General features: G+C 72.4%; 13 protein-coding genes. 8 read left to right on the top strand and 5 right to left on the bottom strand.

Annotated elements, in window-relative coordinates; genetic code table 11:
• Nucleotides 1-487: 487 nt before the first annotated feature.
• Nucleotides 488-778: a chorismate mutase gene (locus ACIPPS_RS04860; RefSeq protein ID WP_401426863.1), complete on the bottom strand. Its 291-nt coding sequence runs from the start codon at nt 776-778 to the stop codon at nt 488-490.
• Nucleotides 779-1101: 323 nt separating this feature from the next.
• On the opposite strand from ACIPPS_RS04860, the gene guaA reads away from it, so the two are divergent.
• The 4 genes from guaA (at nt 1102) to ACIPPS_RS04840 (ending at nt 5954) form a co-directional block, all read left to right on the top strand.
• Nucleotides 1102-2703 (top strand): glutamine-hydrolyzing GMP synthase, encoded by a 1602-nt coding sequence (gene guaA / locus ACIPPS_RS04855; protein WP_401426861.1) that lies wholly within the window; start codon nt 1102-1104, stop codon nt 2701-2703.
• A 153-nt stretch (nt 2704-2856) separates the two neighbouring features.
• Complete coding sequence (locus tag ACIPPS_RS04850) at nt 2857-3759, top strand: class II aldolase/adducin family protein (RefSeq protein ID WP_401426858.1); 903 nt, start codon at nt 2857-2859, stop codon at nt 3757-3759.
• A 159-nt stretch (nt 3760-3918) separates the two neighbouring features.
• Nucleotides 3919-5328, top strand: a complete 1410-nt coding sequence (locus tag ACIPPS_RS04845) for a hypothetical protein (RefSeq protein ID WP_401426856.1) — start codon at nt 3919-3921, stop codon at nt 5326-5328.
• Nucleotides 5329-5417: 89 nt separating this feature from the next.
• Nucleotides 5418-5954, top strand: a complete 537-nt coding sequence (locus ACIPPS_RS04840; protein ID WP_401426853.1) for a DoxX family protein — start codon at nt 5418-5420, stop codon at nt 5952-5954.
• A gap of 156 nt (nt 5955-6110) precedes the next feature.
• Here ACIPPS_RS04840 and ACIPPS_RS04835 read toward each other — a convergent pair whose 3' ends face one another.
• Nucleotides 6111-7460 (bottom strand): PspC domain-containing protein, encoded by a 1350-nt coding sequence (locus ACIPPS_RS04835; protein WP_401426851.1) that lies wholly within the window; start codon nt 7458-7460, stop codon nt 6111-6113.
• A 171-nt stretch (nt 7461-7631) separates the two neighbouring features.
• Between ACIPPS_RS04835 and ACIPPS_RS04830 the strand changes: the two genes are divergently transcribed.
• Nucleotides 7632-8900, top strand: a complete 1269-nt coding sequence (locus ACIPPS_RS04830; protein WP_401426849.1) for a PspC domain-containing protein — start codon at nt 7632-7634, stop codon at nt 8898-8900.
• Entirely contained in the window at nt 8897-9604 is a 708-nt protein-coding gene (locus tag ACIPPS_RS04825) for a LuxR C-terminal-related transcriptional regulator (protein ID WP_401426847.1), read from the top strand. The genes ACIPPS_RS04830 and ACIPPS_RS04825 overlap by 4 nt, the downstream gene beginning before the upstream one ends.
• A 199-nt stretch (nt 9605-9803) precedes the next feature.
• Here ACIPPS_RS04825 and ACIPPS_RS04820 read toward each other — a convergent pair whose 3' ends face one another.
• Nucleotides 9804-10217 carry a DUF3291 domain-containing protein gene (locus tag ACIPPS_RS04820; protein ID WP_401426845.1) on the bottom strand — a complete coding sequence of 138 codons (414 nt, stop codon included), beginning with the start codon at nt 10215-10217 and terminating at the stop codon, nt 9804-9806.
• Between the two features lie 81 nt (nt 10218-10298).
• Nucleotides 10299-11408 (bottom strand): NlpC/P60 family protein, encoded by a 1110-nt coding sequence (locus ACIPPS_RS04815; protein ID WP_401426843.1) that lies wholly within the window; start codon nt 11406-11408, stop codon nt 10299-10301.
• 344 nt (nt 11409-11752) lie between these two features.
• Here ACIPPS_RS04815 and ACIPPS_RS04810 point away from each other — a divergent pair, with 344 nt between their 5' ends.
• Complete coding sequence (locus ACIPPS_RS04810) at nt 11753-12106, top strand: hypothetical protein (protein WP_401426841.1); 354 nt, start codon at nt 11753-11755, stop codon at nt 12104-12106.
• Nucleotides 12107-12259: 153 nt separating this feature from the next.
• On the opposite strand, the gene ACIPPS_RS04805 is transcribed toward ACIPPS_RS04810, so the two are convergent.
• A complete protein-coding gene (locus tag ACIPPS_RS04805) occupies nt 12260-13435 on the bottom strand; it encodes an NlpC/P60 family protein (RefSeq protein ID WP_401426839.1) in 1176 nt (391 codons plus the stop codon).
• 276 nt (nt 13436-13711) lie between these two features.
• On the opposite strand from ACIPPS_RS04805, the gene pcrA reads away from it, so the two are divergent.
• A complete protein-coding gene (gene pcrA / locus ACIPPS_RS04800; protein ID WP_401426836.1) occupies nt 13712-16171 on the top strand; it encodes a DNA helicase PcrA in 2460 nt (819 codons plus the stop codon).
• Nucleotides 16172-16185 lie beyond the last annotated feature (14 nt).

The following is a 16185-nucleotide window of genomic DNA, read 5'->3' as shown; positions in this document are numbered from 1 at the left end:
AGGGGTGGATGGCCCGGCGCCGGGCATGCGCAAGGGCCCCGCGGCGCGATTCCGGTCGCGGCGCGGGGCCCTTGGCGGTCGGCACCGGTGTCAGGGCAGCGGCGGTGCCGAGGGGAAGCGGCGCCGGGGGGTGCGCCGCGAGGGGCATGTGGGGTGGGGAGGCGAGCGGGACGGCGGGGCGGGGATACGTCTGGACTCTGGACTCTGGACCGGTTGCGGTCGGCCCCGGGCGTCCCCGGGGCCGACCGCCCTTTCGGGTGACCGGGCTGCTGTCCCCTGCCGTCCGGTCACGCGCGCTGGGGCGAGGTCCCACGACGTACTTGCGGTACGTCACACGCCCCAACGAAGCCACGCGTGGTTTTTTCGGGCCCGCCCCTGGCTGGCACGGACACCGGGACCAACGAAGGGGTGCGGGAGCCGGTCACGCGCCGTACGGGTGAGAGCGGGCCCGAACTCAGGTCCGTACCGCCGCCCTCCGCAGGGCCCCTCAGATCCGGCCCCGGCAGAGCTCCAGCATCGTCATCGCCAGCGCCGTGCCCGGCTTGCCCAGCGCGTCCCGGTAGTGGCCGAGCACCTCCATCTCGCGCGCGAGGTTCACCCGGCGACCGCCCGAGCCGATCCTGGCCTCCTGGATCACGGCCGAGACGGCCATCCGTTCCTGGATCAGGCCGATGATCCGGTCGTCGAGCGCGTCGATCCGCTCGCGCGCGCCGCCGATGAGCGTGGCGGCCTCGTCGGTGCGGGCGCCGGTCTTCTCGGTCGGGGTGGTGGTGGTCACGGTGGGCTCCTCTGCGGGGGTGGGACGCCCTGGACCGACCTGGCCCGGAAACGACAGAACGCCCCGGGCCTTGTCGGCCCGGGGCGCCTGGGAAGTCGCTTGTCAGTAGCTCAAGCAGCACGACCATGGCAGCCGGACGGGCCGGTGCCATAGGTAAAGACGAAGGTCGTGAGCTTGCGCATGCGGACAGTATGGCCCCTGCCACGGGGCCCCGGACAAACCGGGTTCGGATGGTGAGACGAAAAGTGCTACCGGCGCGCCGGTAGAATCGACAAATAGCCCCTTCGGGGGAACCCCCTCCCTACCGCCGGAAGGCCGCCGTAGTGTCATCAGCGACTCCCGCTGCCGCGCCCGACGTCTCCAACCCGGACGTAGTCCTCGTTGTCGACTTCGGCGCTCAGTACGCCCAGCTCATCGCCCGTCGCGTCCGTGAGGCGCGGGTCTACAGCGAGATCGTCCCGTCCACCATGCCGGTGGCCGAGATGCTGGCCAAGAAGCCCAAGGCGATCATCCTCTCCGGCGGCCCGTCCTCCGTGTACGCGGAGAACGCACCGCGCCTCGACCGCGCGCTCTTCGAGGCCGGCGTGCCCGTCTTCGGCATGTGTTACGGCTTCCAGCTGATGGCGACCACCCTCGGTGGCACCGTCGACAACACGGGCGCCCGCGAGTACGGCCGTACGCCGCTGCACGTCTCCAAGGCCGGATCGACCCTCTTCGAGGGCACCCCGACCGAGCAGTCCGTGTGGATGTCGCACGGCGACGCCTGCTCCGCCGCCCCCGAGGGCTTCGCCGTCACCGCGTCCACGGACGTCGTGCCGGTCGCCGCCTTCGAGAACGACGAGAAGAAGCTGTACGGCGTCCAGTACCACCCCGAGGTGCTGCACTCCACGCACGGCCAGCAGATCCTGGAGCACTTCCTCTACCGGGGCGCCGGCATCGAGCCGTCCTGGACCACCGGCAACGTCATCGACGAGCAGGTGGCGGCCATCCGCGAGCAGGTCGGCGACAAGCGCGCCATCTGCGGTCTGTCCGGCGGCGTCGACTCCGCCGTGGCCGCCGCGCTCGTGCAGAAGGCCATCGGCTCGCAGCTGACCTGCGTGTACGTCGACCACGGTCTGATGCGCAAGGGCGAGACCGAGCAGGTCGAGAAGGACTTCGTCGCCGCGACCGGCGTGCAGCTGAAGGTCGTCGACGCGCAGGAGCGCTTCCTCGGCGCCCTCGCCGGGGTCTCCGACCCCGAGGAGAAGCGGAAGATCATCGGGCGCGAGTTCATCCGCGTCTTCGAGCAGGCGCAGGCCGAGATCGTCGCGGAGTCGGCGGGCGCCGGCGAGGACGTCGCGTTCCTCGTCCAGGGCACGCTCTACCCGGACATCGTCGAGTCCGGCGGCGGCACCGGCACGGCGAACATCAAGTCCCACCACAACGTGGGCGGCCTCCCCGAGGACCTGGAGTTCGAGCTCGTCGAGCCGCTGCGCCAACTGTTCAAGGACGAGGTCCGGATGGTCGGCCAGGAGCTCGGCCTGCCGGAGGAGATCGTCCAGCGCCAGCCGTTCCCCGGCCCCGGCCTTGGCATCCGTATCGTCGGCGAGGTCACCAAGGAGCGCCTGGACCTGCTGCGCGACGCCGACGCCATCGCCCGCGAGGAGCTGACGGCCGCCGGTCTCGACCGCGAGATCTGGCAGTGCCCGGTGGTCCTGCTCGCCGACGTGCGCTCCGTGGGCGTGCAGGGCGACGGCCGGACCTACGGCCACCCGATCGTCCTGCGCCCGGTCTCCTCCGAGGACGCGATGACGGCGGACTGGACGCGTATGCCGTACGACGTGCTCGCGAAGATCTCGACGCGGATCACCAACGAGGTCGCCGACGTGAACCGCGTGGTGCTCGACGTGACGAGCAAGCCGCCGGGCACCATCGAGTGGGAGTAGTCGCTCCCGTCGGCGTGTGAGACCGCCGCCCCCGCACTCCGGGGGCGGCGGTTTCGTCGTCTTCGGCGTCCGGGGCGGCGGTTTCGTCGTCTTCGGCGGCTCGGCGTGTGATCGGTCTGGTCAGTTGCGGGGCCCGGCGTTACCTTCCCGCGCATGAGCGAGACACCCGCACCCGTACCTGACCTCGTCCCCACGCCCGTACCCGTACCCGCGTCCACCCCCGCGCCCGTACCCGTACCCGCGTCCGCGCCCGCGTCCGTACCCGTACCCGCCTCCGCGCCCGCGCCGGTACCCGTCGAGCGGTTGCACGTCGCGATGCCTCCCGTGCACGGGGCCGTCGAGGAGGAGCGGGCGTACCGCAAGCGCAGGCTCGCGGGCGCGCTCCGGCTCTTCGGCCGGTTCGGGTACGAGGAGGGTGTCGCCGGTCATGTGACCGCGCGGGACCCCCAGTACGCCGACTGTTTCTGGGTCAACCCCTTCGGCGCCCCCTTCGCCGAGCTGACCGCGAGCGACCTCGTCCTCGTCAACGGCGACGGGCAGGTGGTCCAGGGCGGCGAACACGTCAACCAGGCCGCCTTCGCCGTCCACGCCGAGGTGCACCGGGCCCGGCCGGACGTCGTCGCCGTCGCGCACAGCCACTCCCTCCACGGGCGGGCGCTGGCCGCGCTCGGCGAGCTGATCGAGCCGATCACGCAGGAGGCCTGCGCCTTCTACCAGGATCACGCGCTCTACGACGCGTACACCGGTGTCGCCGTCGACCGCGAGGAGGGGCGGCGGATCGCCACCGCCCTCGGCCCGTACAAGGGGATCGTGCTGCGCAACCACGGACTGCTGACCGTCGGGACCTCGGTCGACGCGGCCGCCTGGTGGTTCATCGCCATGGAGCGGTGCGCGCAGGTGCAGCTGACCGCGCGGGCGGCGGGCAAGCCGGTGCCGATCGGGCACAAGGACGCGGTCGCCACCCGTGAGCAGCTCGGCACCGACCTCGCCGCCTGGGTCAACTACCAGCCGCTGTGGCGCAGGATCAGCCGCACGGAGCCCGAACTTCTGTCGTAACACGGTGTCCTCAGCTGTCTTTACGTCAATGTGATGACGGTTCAATCACCCCCGCGCGGGGCGCACGAGGCGCACGGGACGCTTCTGGGTGCGACACAATTCCCAGGACTCAACGGTCAGTTGACGGATGGTCGACGGACGGATCGGGAAGTGAACGCCGTGGCGGTGCAAGAGGCGAGACAGTGCCATGACCACGCGGGGTGCGCGGAGAGCGGTCGGGCGGGTCACCGGCGTGCGGTCGCCGCCTTCCTCGCCCGTCGCGACGAACTCGCCGTCGGCGAGGGCGTGCCGGCCGCCGTCGCGCATTCGCCCGGCGCCTCCCGGCAGTGGGTCTCGGACGCGCTCGCCCAGTCGGCCCGGGCGGTCGCGGCCCGTGGGCGGGGCGCGGGCGAGTCCTGGCTGCGGCGGGTCCGGTGGGCGACCCTGGGGATCGTCTGGGGCGGGGTCGTCGCGCTGCTGCTCGGGCAGGCGCTCACCGCGATCGGCTCCGGCTGGTCGGGCGCGCGCACCGCGGGACTGGTCGCCGCGCTCGCCCTCGCGGTCCCGCTCACCTGGGCCGCCCACGCGCACCGGGCACGGGGCGGGGTCCTCGCCCCGCTGATCGGGGAGGACAACCGCCTCTCCACCTCCCGCGCCGTGGCCGCCGGCTGGCTGCTCTTCGCCGTCTACACCGTGCTCTTCCTCGCCCTACGCCTGGCTGGCCTCGGGCCGGCGTCCGGCGCGGGGGCGGGTGCGGGATCGGGGTTCGGGTCGGCGTCGGGGTCGGGGGCCGGGTCGGGATCGGGGTTCGGGTCGGGGTTCGGGTCGGGGTTCGGGTCGGGATCGGGGTTCGGGTCGGGGGCCGGGGCCGGGGCCGGGTCCGGGTTGGGGTCCGCGTTCGGACTCGGGTCCGGGGCCGCGTTCGGACTCGGGCAGGGCGCCGGGCTGCTGACGGTCTTCGCGCTGACCGCGGCGGTCGCCGTCGCCGCCCGTCGGATCGTGTGGGGCCGGGTTCTCGGGCAGCGGCTGCAGAAGGTGCGCGCCGACCGGCCCCGCGCCGCCGACCTGCTGTGCGACGACAACGGCCGCGCCGCCCTCACCGACGTCGCCTACGTCCTGGTCTCCGCCGCCGTCCTCGTCCTCGCCGCCGTGCGCCTCGGGCGCGCCCCGGAGAGGCTGCCCGAGGTCCCCTGGACCCTGGTGCTCCTCGTCGCCGTCGCGGCGGCCGGCTACCTCGCCGCCACCTGCACCCAGGGCGGCCGGCCCACGATCCTCTCCGTCGTCCGCTCCCGCGAGGCCGGCGACCTGGACGCCCCGATCCGCCTGGGCGACGACATCGAGATCCGGGGCGCGGGCTTCGTCCCGCCCGGGGCTTCCGGCCCGGACCCGTTGACCCGACTGGTCGTGCGCGTCGGCGCCGTCCACGCCCACGTCCCGCTGGTCCCTGTCCCGGGCGGTTTCGCCAATCCCACGGATTCGGTCCTGACCGTTCCGCTCCCGGTCGACGTGGAGCCGGGGCGGGTCGAGGTGTGGGTGGTGACCGCCTCGGGCGTGGAGACCAATCGGGTCACCATCGACGTCGTCGACTGAACACGCGCGGCGTCCTCCACGTATCCACATCACGGGTGTCCGGAGACAATCGGTTCCTGCGGACAGTGGCGTGGAGAGGCAGGCCGACGATGTCACAGCGCAACAGGAGAACGACGAGGGCCGCCTGGAGCCCCGCGGCTTCGGGCACGACCGGTCCGTTCGCCGCGTGGAAGGAGGCCGGGACGCGGTACGCGCTGCTGCCGCTGCGCCTCTTCCTCGGCATCACCTTCATCTACGCCGGTCTCGACAAGCTCACCGACTCCGCCTTCATGTCCGACACCGGCAGCGGGTCGATCGGCGAGATGATGCGCGGCGTCCGGGACAGCTCGGCCGTCCCCGCCCTCGTCGACCTGGCCCTGAAGAACCCCGTCGGCTTCGGCTACGCCATCGCCCTCGGCGAACTGGCCGTCGGCATCGGGACCCTGGTCGGCCTGTTCGCCCGGCTGGCCGCGCTCGGTGGGGCGCTGATCTCGCTGAGCCTCTGGCTGACGGTGAGCTGGCAGGCCACCCCGTACTACTACGGGAACGATCTCGCCTATCTCATGGCCTGGCTCCCGCTCGTACTCGCCGGCGCCTCGCTCTTCTCGCTCGACGCTCTCCGTGCCGCGCGACGGCGCACCCGATAGGCCACCCACGTCGCGACGGCGGCCACGAGCAGTCCACCGAAGAGGATCGGGAGGACCTCGAACCAGGGGGTCTCCCAGGCCTTCGCGGCGTCCCCCGCGTACAGCACGGCGAGCGCGAGGGCGGTCGCCCCGGCGATCAGCCGGCCCGGTCGGAACTCATGAAGCAGCACGCGTGACCTCCACCTGTCCGAGTCCGATCTCCAGTGAGAGCTCCACCGTCCCGCCGGGCGTGGTGCCAGGAACGGGGAGCAGCGTCCGGCTCTCGTCGAGGTCGGGAGCGATGTCGATGTCCTCCGGGCGCTGCTGCGGCAGCTGCACATCTCCCAGACCCACCTGGGCCCGCAGCTTCACCGTCACGTTCTTCGGCACGATCACCTCCAGCTTTCCCGCCCCGACCTCCGCCTCCGTGCCGACCGTCGTCCCCGCGGGGACCGCGAGCCCGGACAGGTCGAGCGTGCCGACGCCCGTCCCCAGTTCGTACCGGGGCTGGACGGCGGCGACCGACGCCGGATTCCAGGTCGTACGGGCCCACTCCGTCGAGATCTCCTTGGGCAGCGCCGCCGCCACCGCGAGCAGCCCCGCCGTGACCACGGTCAGGAAGATCGTGCCGAACCCGGTCCGGCCGAGGAAGCTGCTCACCACCAGCCCGAGGCCCAACACCACCAGCGCGGCGACAAGACCGATCTGCAGGCTCGTGCCGAACGGCTGGGTCTCCCAGGACAGTCCCGTGCCGAGGCCGCCCGCGAGCAGCGCGAGGAGGAAGACCGGGCCGCCGATGGAGCGCGGGCCGCGCCGGACCGTCGACGCCGCCGGCCGCTCGGCCGCCTCCCCGCCCGTGCCCCACTGGCTGCCGGGCACCGGGACCTCGCCGCTCGGCAGCCGGCCCTCCGCGTCCGCGCCGTGCGGGCCCCAGAGATAGCCGACGGCGATCCTGCCCGTCGAGCCGTCCTTGACTATGGGGTCCTTCCACCAGGACGGGAACTCCACCAGCGGCGGAGCCTTCGCCTCGGGCGGGGCGTCCGCGACGGTGGCCGCCGTCGCCGCGTCCGCACGCCCCTCCGTGTCGCCGGAGGTGACCTGCGCGCGCCGCTGGGACCAGACCGCCGCGCCGCACACCGCTATCGACAGCATCATCGCGAACGCGAGCATCCCGCCGTTGTGCAGCATCGACAGGAAGATGCCGCAGCCCACCAGGGCCATCAGCACCGCCGCGAGCGCGGCCCCATCGACACGGCCGGAGAGCAGCCTGCGGCCTTCGTTCTCCTCCTCGCCCACGGCCGGGACGAGCAGCCACGCGAAGCCGTAGAAGATCAGCCCGAGGCCGCCGGTCACGGACAGCACGCCGATCGCGATCCGGAAGATCACCGGATCGAGGTCGAAGTGCCGGCCGAGGCCGCCGCACACACCGGCCACCACCCGTTGCTGCCGCGAGCGGCGCAGGGGCGGGACCGGTGGGGCCTCCGCCGGCGGCGGGGCCTCGTGCGAGGAAGGCGTCGAACTCGTCATGCGTCCATGGTGACCGGCGCCGCCCCGCCACGGCACCGGGATCGACCCTGGCCCGACCCTGATATTCCGGGGGCGCTCCACCCCGAGAGCCTCCTAGGGGCCGCTTCCTAGGGGCGATCTCAGGGACCGACCCTGATGTGCCGCCCGGGCCGGACGTGTGACGATCGGTGCATGCCAGCAGCCGCCCGTGTCGCCGACACCGACGAACCGCCCGTGCGCAAGCTCTACCGGAGCGCCGACGGACGGTGGCTCGGCGGTGTCGCGCGCGGCCTGGCCGGACATCTCGGACTGCCCGTGGTCTGGGTCCGCGTGCTGTTCGTGGGCCTGCTTCTCGCCGACGGTCTCGGCGCCCTGCTGTACGCGGTGTTCTGGATCGTCGTCCCGCTCGGCGTCGGCGGCCGAGGCGCCCCCCGCCCGGTCTTCGAGACCACCGCGGACGGCAGGCGCCGACTGCGCAAGCCCGACCGGGGCCAGGTCTTCGCGCTCATCGCGCTCGCCCTCGGCGCCGTGGTCTTCGCGGCCAACATCGACTGGGGCAACCGGACGGACCGCTATGTCTGGCCCACCCTCCTCATCGGCGTCGGCGTGGTCCTCGTCTGGCGCCAGGCGGACAACGCCCGCCGAGCCAGCTGGACCGAGGCCGGCCGCCGCCGGCGCACCCTGCAACTCGCCCGCGGCTTCGCGGGCGTCGCTCTCGTCGGCATGGGACTGACGGTCTTCATGGTCGTCCGGGGCTCGGCGGCCCAGCTGGGCACGGCGCTGACCGCCGCGATAGCCGTGCTCACCGGCATAGCGCTGCTCGCCGGACCGTGGCTGGTCCGGATGTCGCAGGACCTCTCCGAGGAGCGGACCATGCGCATCCGCGCCCAGGAGCGCGCCGAGGTCGCGGCCCATGTCCACGACTCCGTCCTGCACACGCTCACGCTGATCCAGCGCAACGCGGAGGAGCCGGGCGAGGTGCGCCGGCTCGCCCGCGCACAGGAGCGGGAGCTGCGGAACTGGCTGTACCGGCCGGAGGGCACCGGCAAGGACGAGGGGGAGGAACCCGAGACCCTCGCGGAGGCCGTCAAGCGGGCCGCCGCCGAGGTCGAGGACAAGCACGGCGTCCCCCTGGAGGTCGTGGTCGTGGGCGACTGCCCGCTCGACGAGAAACTGGCCGCACAGATGCAGGCCGCACGCGAGGCGATGGTCAACGCCGCCAAGTACGGTGGCGAGGGAGGGGCCGTTCAGGTGTACGCGGAGGTCGAGGGCCGTACGGTCTTCGTCTCCGTGCGGGACCGCGGCCCCGGCTTCGACCTCGACGCGGTGCCCGACGACCGGATGGGCGTACGAGAATCGATCATCGGCCGGATGCAGCGCAACGGCGGTTCGGCCCGGCTGCGGTCCGTGCCGGGCGGGGGCACCGAAGTGGAGCTTGAGATGGAGAGGGCGGACGGATGAGCGACGAGACCGGTACCGGGACGACGGCGGAACCGAGTGCGGAGCGTCGGGTGCGGGTCGTGCTCGTCGACGACCACCGCATGTTCCGTACGGGAGTGCAGGCCGAGATCGGGCGGACCGATGTCACCGGGGTGGAGGTGGTCGGCGAGGCCGCCGATGTCGACCAGGCGGTCACGGTGATCACCGCGACCCGGCCCGAGGTCGTCCTGCTCGACGTGCACCTGCCGGGCGGCGGCGGGGTGGAGGTGCTGCGGCGCTGTACGAACCTGATGTCGGCGAGCGAGGACCCGGTCCGGTTCCTGGCCCTCTCGGTCTCGGACGCCGCGGAGGACGTGATCGGCGTGATCCGGGGCGGCGCCCGCGGGTACGTCACGAAGACGATCACGGGCACCGATCTGGTCGACTCGATCTTCCGCGTCCAGGAGGGCGACGCGGTGTTCTCGCCCCGGCTGGCCGGTTTCGTGCTCGACGCCTTCGCCTCCACCGACGCGCCGCCGGTGGACGAGGACCTGGACCGGCTGACCCAGCGCGAGCGCGAGGTGCTGCGGCTGATCGCCCGTGGATACGCGTACAAGGAGATCGCCAAGCAGCTCTACATCTCGGTGAAGACGGTCGAGTCCCATGTGTCGGCGGTGCTGCGGAAGCTCCAGCTGTCCAACCGGCACGAGCTGACGCGCTGGGCGACCGCCCGCCGACTGGTCTGAGGCCGCGGGCCGAGGACCGACGCGGCTGAGGCCCGATCGGGCTGAGGGCCGACGGGGCTGAGGATCGACGCGGTTGAGGCCTGACCGGGCCGAGGACCGACGCGGCTGAGGCCCGACCGGGCTGAGGACCGACGGGGCTGAGGACCGATGCGGCCGAGGCCGGACCGGGCTCAGCGCCGACGCCCCGTCCCCAGGCGCGCTAGTCCTGGTGGCCGGGGTTCGCCGCCGCCTCGGTCGCGAGGCGGCGTTTGGCCTCGTCCCAGCCGATCGGCAGCCGCTCCACCGGCACCTCCCAGAAGGTGAAGGTGGAGTCGCGCATGGTGGAGCGCAGTCCGGCCATGATCGAGCGGTGCGGCTCGGTGCGGGCGTAGGCGTAGAGGGCGTCGCGGTCCTCCCACGCCGAGAGGGTGTAGAAGGTCCGCTTCAGGGGCTGGGCGATGAGCGAGGCGCCCAGCGCACCGGGCGCCGACCGCACCTGCCGCCAGGCGGCGAGGGACTTCAGGAAGAACCGGGGGACGTCCGCCAGGGAGCGCACCTCGAAGCGGGAGGCCATGACCTGGGCCTCCGTGCCGGGGTGGGCCTGTTGCGGAACGGTCCAGGGGAGGGTGGGCACGGCTTGTCCTCTCCACGCATGGATAGTGGCGCTACCTATAGTAGATAGCGCCACTATCCAAAGGTCAACCCTCCGCGGGCGTCATCCCACCCGGGTCGCCCCCGCGAAGGGCATCTCGTCGATCGGCGCGACCCGCACCGGAGCTCCCGGCCGGGGCGCGTGGATCATCTGGCCGCCGCCGATGTACAGCCCGACATGGCTGATCTCGGAGTAGAAGAACACCAGGTCACCCGGGGCCAGTTGAGAGCGGGAGACCCGCTGCCCGGCGTTGATCTGCGTGTACGTCGTCCGGGGCAGCGCCACCCCGGCCGCGCGCCAGGCGGCCTGCGTCAGCCCGGAGCAGTCGTAGGACGACGGCCCCGTGGCGCCCCATACGTACGGCTTGCCGATCTGGTCCCGGGCGAAGGAGATCGCCTGCGCGGCGCGGCTGTTCGGCGCCGAGACCGGGCCGCGCGGCACCGATGCCCGGTCGGCACGGCTCCCGGCCCCGCTCGCGCCGGTGGCGGCCCCGGTGACGGCCCCGGAGGCGCCGGAGCCGCTCCGCCCCGAGCCGGCCGCCGCCGCCTCGTACCGCGCCCGCTCCGCCGCGGTCAGCCGGGCAAGGAGCGAGCGCGCCTCGGCGAGCTTGCCCTGCACGGCCGCCTTCTGCTCCCGCAGATCGGCCTCGTGCCCGCGCAGTTGCGTCAGCCGCCCGTCAGCCTCGGCCCGCAGCTGCCTGATCCCGGTCAGCTCACGCCGTACCGAGGCGATCGTCGCGGCCTGTCGCTCCCCGGCCTTCTCGGCGATCGCGGCGCGCGCCAGGTACTGCTCCGGGTCGGAGGTGAGCGCGAGCCGCACGGCGGGGTCCAGACCGCCGGCCCGGTACTGCGCGGTGGCGATGGAGCCGAGCCCGTTGCGCGCGGTGTTGAGCCGGTCGGTCCTGCGCGCCGACTCGTCCCGCAGCCGGTCGAGCGCGCTCCGCTCCGCGTCCGCCTTCACCTTGGCGCCGTTGTACTTCTCGGTGGCCACCTCGGCCTCCTGGTACAGCCGGTCCACCTTCGCCTTCACCTGCGCCGGCGTGAGCCGGGGCTCGGCGTGCCCGGAGCCCTCGAAGACGGTCGCCGTCGCCGCGGAGGCGAGGGCGAGCGTGGCGGCGGTCCGTGCCGCCTGGCCGCCGAGGGGTACGTGCTTGGGCTTCCGGTGCGCTGCCACGAGGGCGGGTCACATCCTCTCCCTGAGGGGTCGATGCCCACCGGGTCCGGCGACGGGCCGCACAGGGGAGACGGCCCGCCGCCGGATTCTCGGCGGGGGCGACCGACTGCCGCCGGACGGACCGACGGTGGTGGGGAGCCGGCCACCTGGGGGAGGACGCTAAACCTGACCGTCACGCGGCGGCGGGGAGTTGACCGCTATTGGCGTCAGTTGACGCTTGAGGACCGTTCCCGTCCGGCCGCGGGGACGGGAGGACGCCGCATTGCGGCGCGGGCCTGACCGAAGGACCCGATGCGCTGGACCCGGCCGAACGCGGGTGCTATGCCCCGGTTAGGCTCCGCCCCATGGACGTACTCATCAATGTCTTCGTCGCCCTGCACATCATCGGGATCGCCTCGCTGCTCGGCGGGTTCCTCACCCAGATGAAGGCCATGGGCGCGGGTACGGCCCGCTTCAGCCCCGCCATGCTGCACGGCGCGCTCACGATGCTGGTCACCGGCGTCGCGCTGGTCGGCCTCAACCAGGCGGACGACCAGACGGTCAACAACGTGAAGGTCGGCATCAAGCTGGCCGTCCTCGTCGTCATCCTCGCGCTCGTCTACGTGAAGCGGGACGAGGAGACGGTCGACAAGGGCCTCTTCGGCGCCGTCGGCGGCCTGACGATCGCGAACATCTTCATCGCGACCCTCTGGACCTGAGCACCGCCGGCTCCGACACGCAGCTCGCCGGCCCGGGTGATCCGGGCGGCGACGGCACGGCCGACATCGTCGCCCGCGAGCCGAACGGCGACCTGTGGCTCCGGCTTCCAGGTGGACGACCTGCTCCCGCCCGTACGGCGGGACCCACGGACGCTACGCCGGGCGCACGCTGCCGTAGATCGGCATGTAGTAGATCGACTCCTCGCGCACGTTCGCGCCCGGCTTCGGCGCGTGGATCATCTTTCCGCCGCCGATGTACAGGCCGACGTGGCTGATGTCGTCGTAGAAGAAGACGAGGTCGCCGGGGAGCAGATCGGCCGTGGCGACCCGGGTCCCCACCTCCACCTGGTCCCAGGTGGTGCGGGGCAGGTCGACGCCCGCGGCCTTCCAGGCGCCCTGGGTCAGGCCCGAGCAGTCGTAGGACGACGGCCCCGTCGCGCCCCACACGTACGGCTTGCCGATCTGGGCCCGGGCGAAGGCCAGCGCCTTCTCCGCCTTCGCCGCGTACGTCGAGCCGCTGCCCGAGCCACCCTCGGCCGGCGGCTGGACCGGCTCGGCCGGCTGCTTCTGCCGGGCCTCCTCCTGCCTCCGCCGCTCGGCCTCCGCGGCCTCGGCCCTGGCCTCGGCCTCCACCTTGGCCCGCGCCTCCGCCTTGCGCCGCGCCTCGGCCTCCCGCCGGCGCTCCAGCTCCGCGAGCCGCCGCTTCTCCTCGGCCGTCAGCCGGGCCAGCAGCGTCCGCGCCTCGCCCAGCTTCCGCTGGACGGTCTGCTTGGTGGTGCGCAGCGTGGCCTGCGACTCGGTCAGGGAGTCCAGGCTCCTCGTCGCCTCCGCCCGCTGCTTCGCCGCCGCGACCCGCTTGCCCTCGTACTCCGCCACCGCGCTGCGCTGGCGGTCGGTGAGCCGGTCCATGAGATGCGTCTGGTCGAAGTACGCCTGCGGGCTGTCCGCGAAGATCAGTGCGGCGGTCGGGCCGACGGCCCCCGCCCGGTACTGCGCCGCCGCGTAGGAGCCGAGCGCCCGCCGCGACTCGTTGATGTCGTCCGTGCGCCGGGCCACGTCGTCGAGCAGCCGGTCCACCTCGCGGCGCTGCTCGTCGGTGGACTCCTTGGCCCGGTTGTACTGCTGCGTCGCCGTGCCGGCCTGCCGGTAGAGGTCGTCCACCTTCTTCTGGACCTCCTCCACCGTGGGCTTCGGCGGGGCGGCGGGCGCGGCCTGGGCGCTCTGCGTGGTCAGCAGGGTGACCCCGGCGAGGGCGGCCGTCGTGACCCCGACGGCGGGGGAGTGCGGACGTGTGGTGCGCGGCTTGCGATGGGACGCCAAGACCGGCATCTCCTTCCGTGGCCACCGAGGGGGCGACCGGCGTCAACCACCGTGAGGCAGGGCCGGGTTCGGCGTGGGCGGCCCGCTCGGCGCGTTTCGCCGCCGGAGAGGACGGGCTGCCTGGGCGAGCACGCTAGCCAACCCACGGTGCGGGTGGGAAGGCCGATGTTCGATATGCCCGATACATTTTCGTGACCTGAAGCGGAATATCACCCTCCGTAAGTATCGCCTCACTTCCGGAGGTGGCAGCGGGCTGTCAGTGCGGCGGCCTAGACTCGATAGGCGATGAGCAGCCTCTTTGACGACAGCTTCCTGGCGAGCCTCCAGAACCACTCCTCGGAGGAGCCTCCGCCCCCGCCCGAGGACGACGGGCACCACCCCCACGGCGATCCGGCCGCGGAGGAGGTCCCGCACGACCTCTTCGAGGGGCGCTTCGACGCGCCGCCGGCCCGTGACGCGTACTACCGCGACGGAGCGGCCCGCCCCGTCGTGGACGCCGCCGCGCTCCTGGACGGGCTGAACGAAGAGCAGCGCGCCGCCGTCGTCCACAGCGGCGCCCCGCTGCTCATCGTCGCGGGCGCCGGCTCCGGCAAGACCCGGGTGCTCACCCACCGCATCGCCCACCTCCTGGCCACCCGGCACGTCCACCCCGGCCAGATACTGGCGATCACCTTCACCAACAAGGCCGCCGGCGAGATGAAGGAGCGCGTCGAGCAGCTCGTCGGCCCGCGCGCCAACGCCATGTGGGTCATGACCTTCCACAGCGCGTGCGTCCGCATCCTGCGTCGCGAGAGCAAGCGGCTCGGCTTCACGTCGTCCTTCTCGATCTACGACGCCGCCGACTCCAAGCGCCTGATGGCGCTGGTCTGCCGCGATCTGGACCTCGACCCGAAGAAGTTCCCCCCGAAGTCCTTCAACGCCAAGATCTCGAACCTGAAGAACGAGCTGATCGACGAGGAGACCTTCGCCGACCAGGCCGCCGACGGCTTCGAGAAGACGCTCGCCGAGGCGTACCGGATGTACCAGGCACGGCTGCGCGAGGCCAACGCCCTGGACTTCGACGACATCATCATGACGACGGTCCACCTGCTCCAGGCGTTCCCGGACGTCGCCGAGCACTACCGCCGCCGCTTCCGCCACGTCCTCGTCGACGAGTACCAGGACACCAACCACGCCCAGTACACCCTCGTACGGGAGCTGGTCGGCACCGGCTACGAAGACCTGGACCCGGCCGAGCTGTGCGTCGTCGGCGACGCGGACCAGTCGATCTACGCCTTCCGCGGCGCGACCATCCGCAACATCCTCCAGTTCGAGGAGGACTACCCGAACGCGACGACGATCCTCCTGGAGCAGAACTACCGCTCCACGCAGACGATCCTCTCCGCCGCCAACGCCGTCATCGAGCGCAACGAGTCCCGCCGCCCCAAGAACCTGTGGACGAACGCGGGCGCGGGCGCGCAGATCACCGGCTACGTCGCCGACACGGAGCACGACGAGGCGCAGTTCGTCGCCGACGAGATCGACCGGCTCACGGACGCGGGCGACGCCAAGGCCGGCGACGTCGCGGTCTTCTACCGCACCAACGCCCAGTCCCGTGTCTTCGAAGAGATCTTCATCCGCGTCGGCCTGCCCTACAAGGTCGTCGGCGGCGTGCGCTTCTACGAGCGCAAGGAGGTCCGTGACGTCCTCGCCTACCTGCGCGTCCTCGCCAACCCCGAGGACAACGTCCCGCTGCGCCGCATTCTGAACGTGCCGAAGCGCGGCATCGGCGAGCGCGCCGAGGCGATGATCGACGCCCTCTCCCTCCGGGAGAAGATCACCTTCCCGCAGGCCCTGAAGCGGGTCGACGAGGCGTACGGCATGGCCGCCCGCTCCGCGAACGCGGTCAAGCGCTTCAACACCCTCATGGAGGAGCTCCGTACGATCGTCGACTCCGGCGCGGGACCGGCCGTCGTCCTCGAAGCCGTACTGGAACGGACGGGCTACCTCGCCGAACTGCAGGCCTCCACCGACCCGCAGGACGAGACCCGGATCGAGAACCTCCAGGAGCTGGCCGCCGTGGCCCTGGAGTTCGAGCAGGAGCGGGGCGAGGACGAGACCGGCACCCTGGCCGAGTTCCTGGAGAAGGTCGCGCTCGTCGCCGACTCCGACCAGATCCCCGACGAGGACGAGGAGGGCGCGGGCGTCATCACGCTGATGACCCTGCACACCGCCAAGGGCCTCGAGTTCCCGGTGGTCTTCCTCACCGGCATGGAGGACGGCGTCTTCCCGCACATGCGCGCCCTCGGCCAGGCCAAGGAGCTGGAGGAGGAGCGGCGCCTCGCGTACGTGGGCATCACGCGCGCCCGCGAGCGGCTCTATCTGACGCGGTCCTCGATGCGCAGCGCCTGGGGCCAGCCCTCGTACAACCCGGCGTCCCGCTTCCTGGAGGAGATCCCGCCGACGTACCTGGAGTGGAAGCGGACCGGGCCCATGGTCAAGCCGGCCGGGCCGACCTCGGGGATCACCTCCTCGCTCTCCTCCTCCCGCTCGCGCTCGGGCCCCTCGGGCTTCGCCACCCGCCGGACCAGCGACAAGCCGGTCATCGCCCTCCAGGTCGGCGACCGGGTCACGCACGACCAGTTCGGCCTCGGCACGGTCATGCAGGTCACGGGCGCAGGCGGCGACGCGCAGGCGACCATCGACTTCGGCGACGAGAAGCCGAAGCGGCTGCTGCTGCGGTACGCGCCGGTCGAGAAGCTGTAGGGATCTCTCCCGCA

It is taken from the genome of Streptomyces sp. NPDC090127 (assembly GCF_044746945.1).
GTDB lineage: Bacteria > Actinomycetota > Actinomycetes > Streptomycetales > Streptomycetaceae > Streptomyces.
The sequence above is the reverse complement of the archived record's forward strand: the minus strand, read 5'-3'. Positions and strand labels throughout refer to the sequence as shown.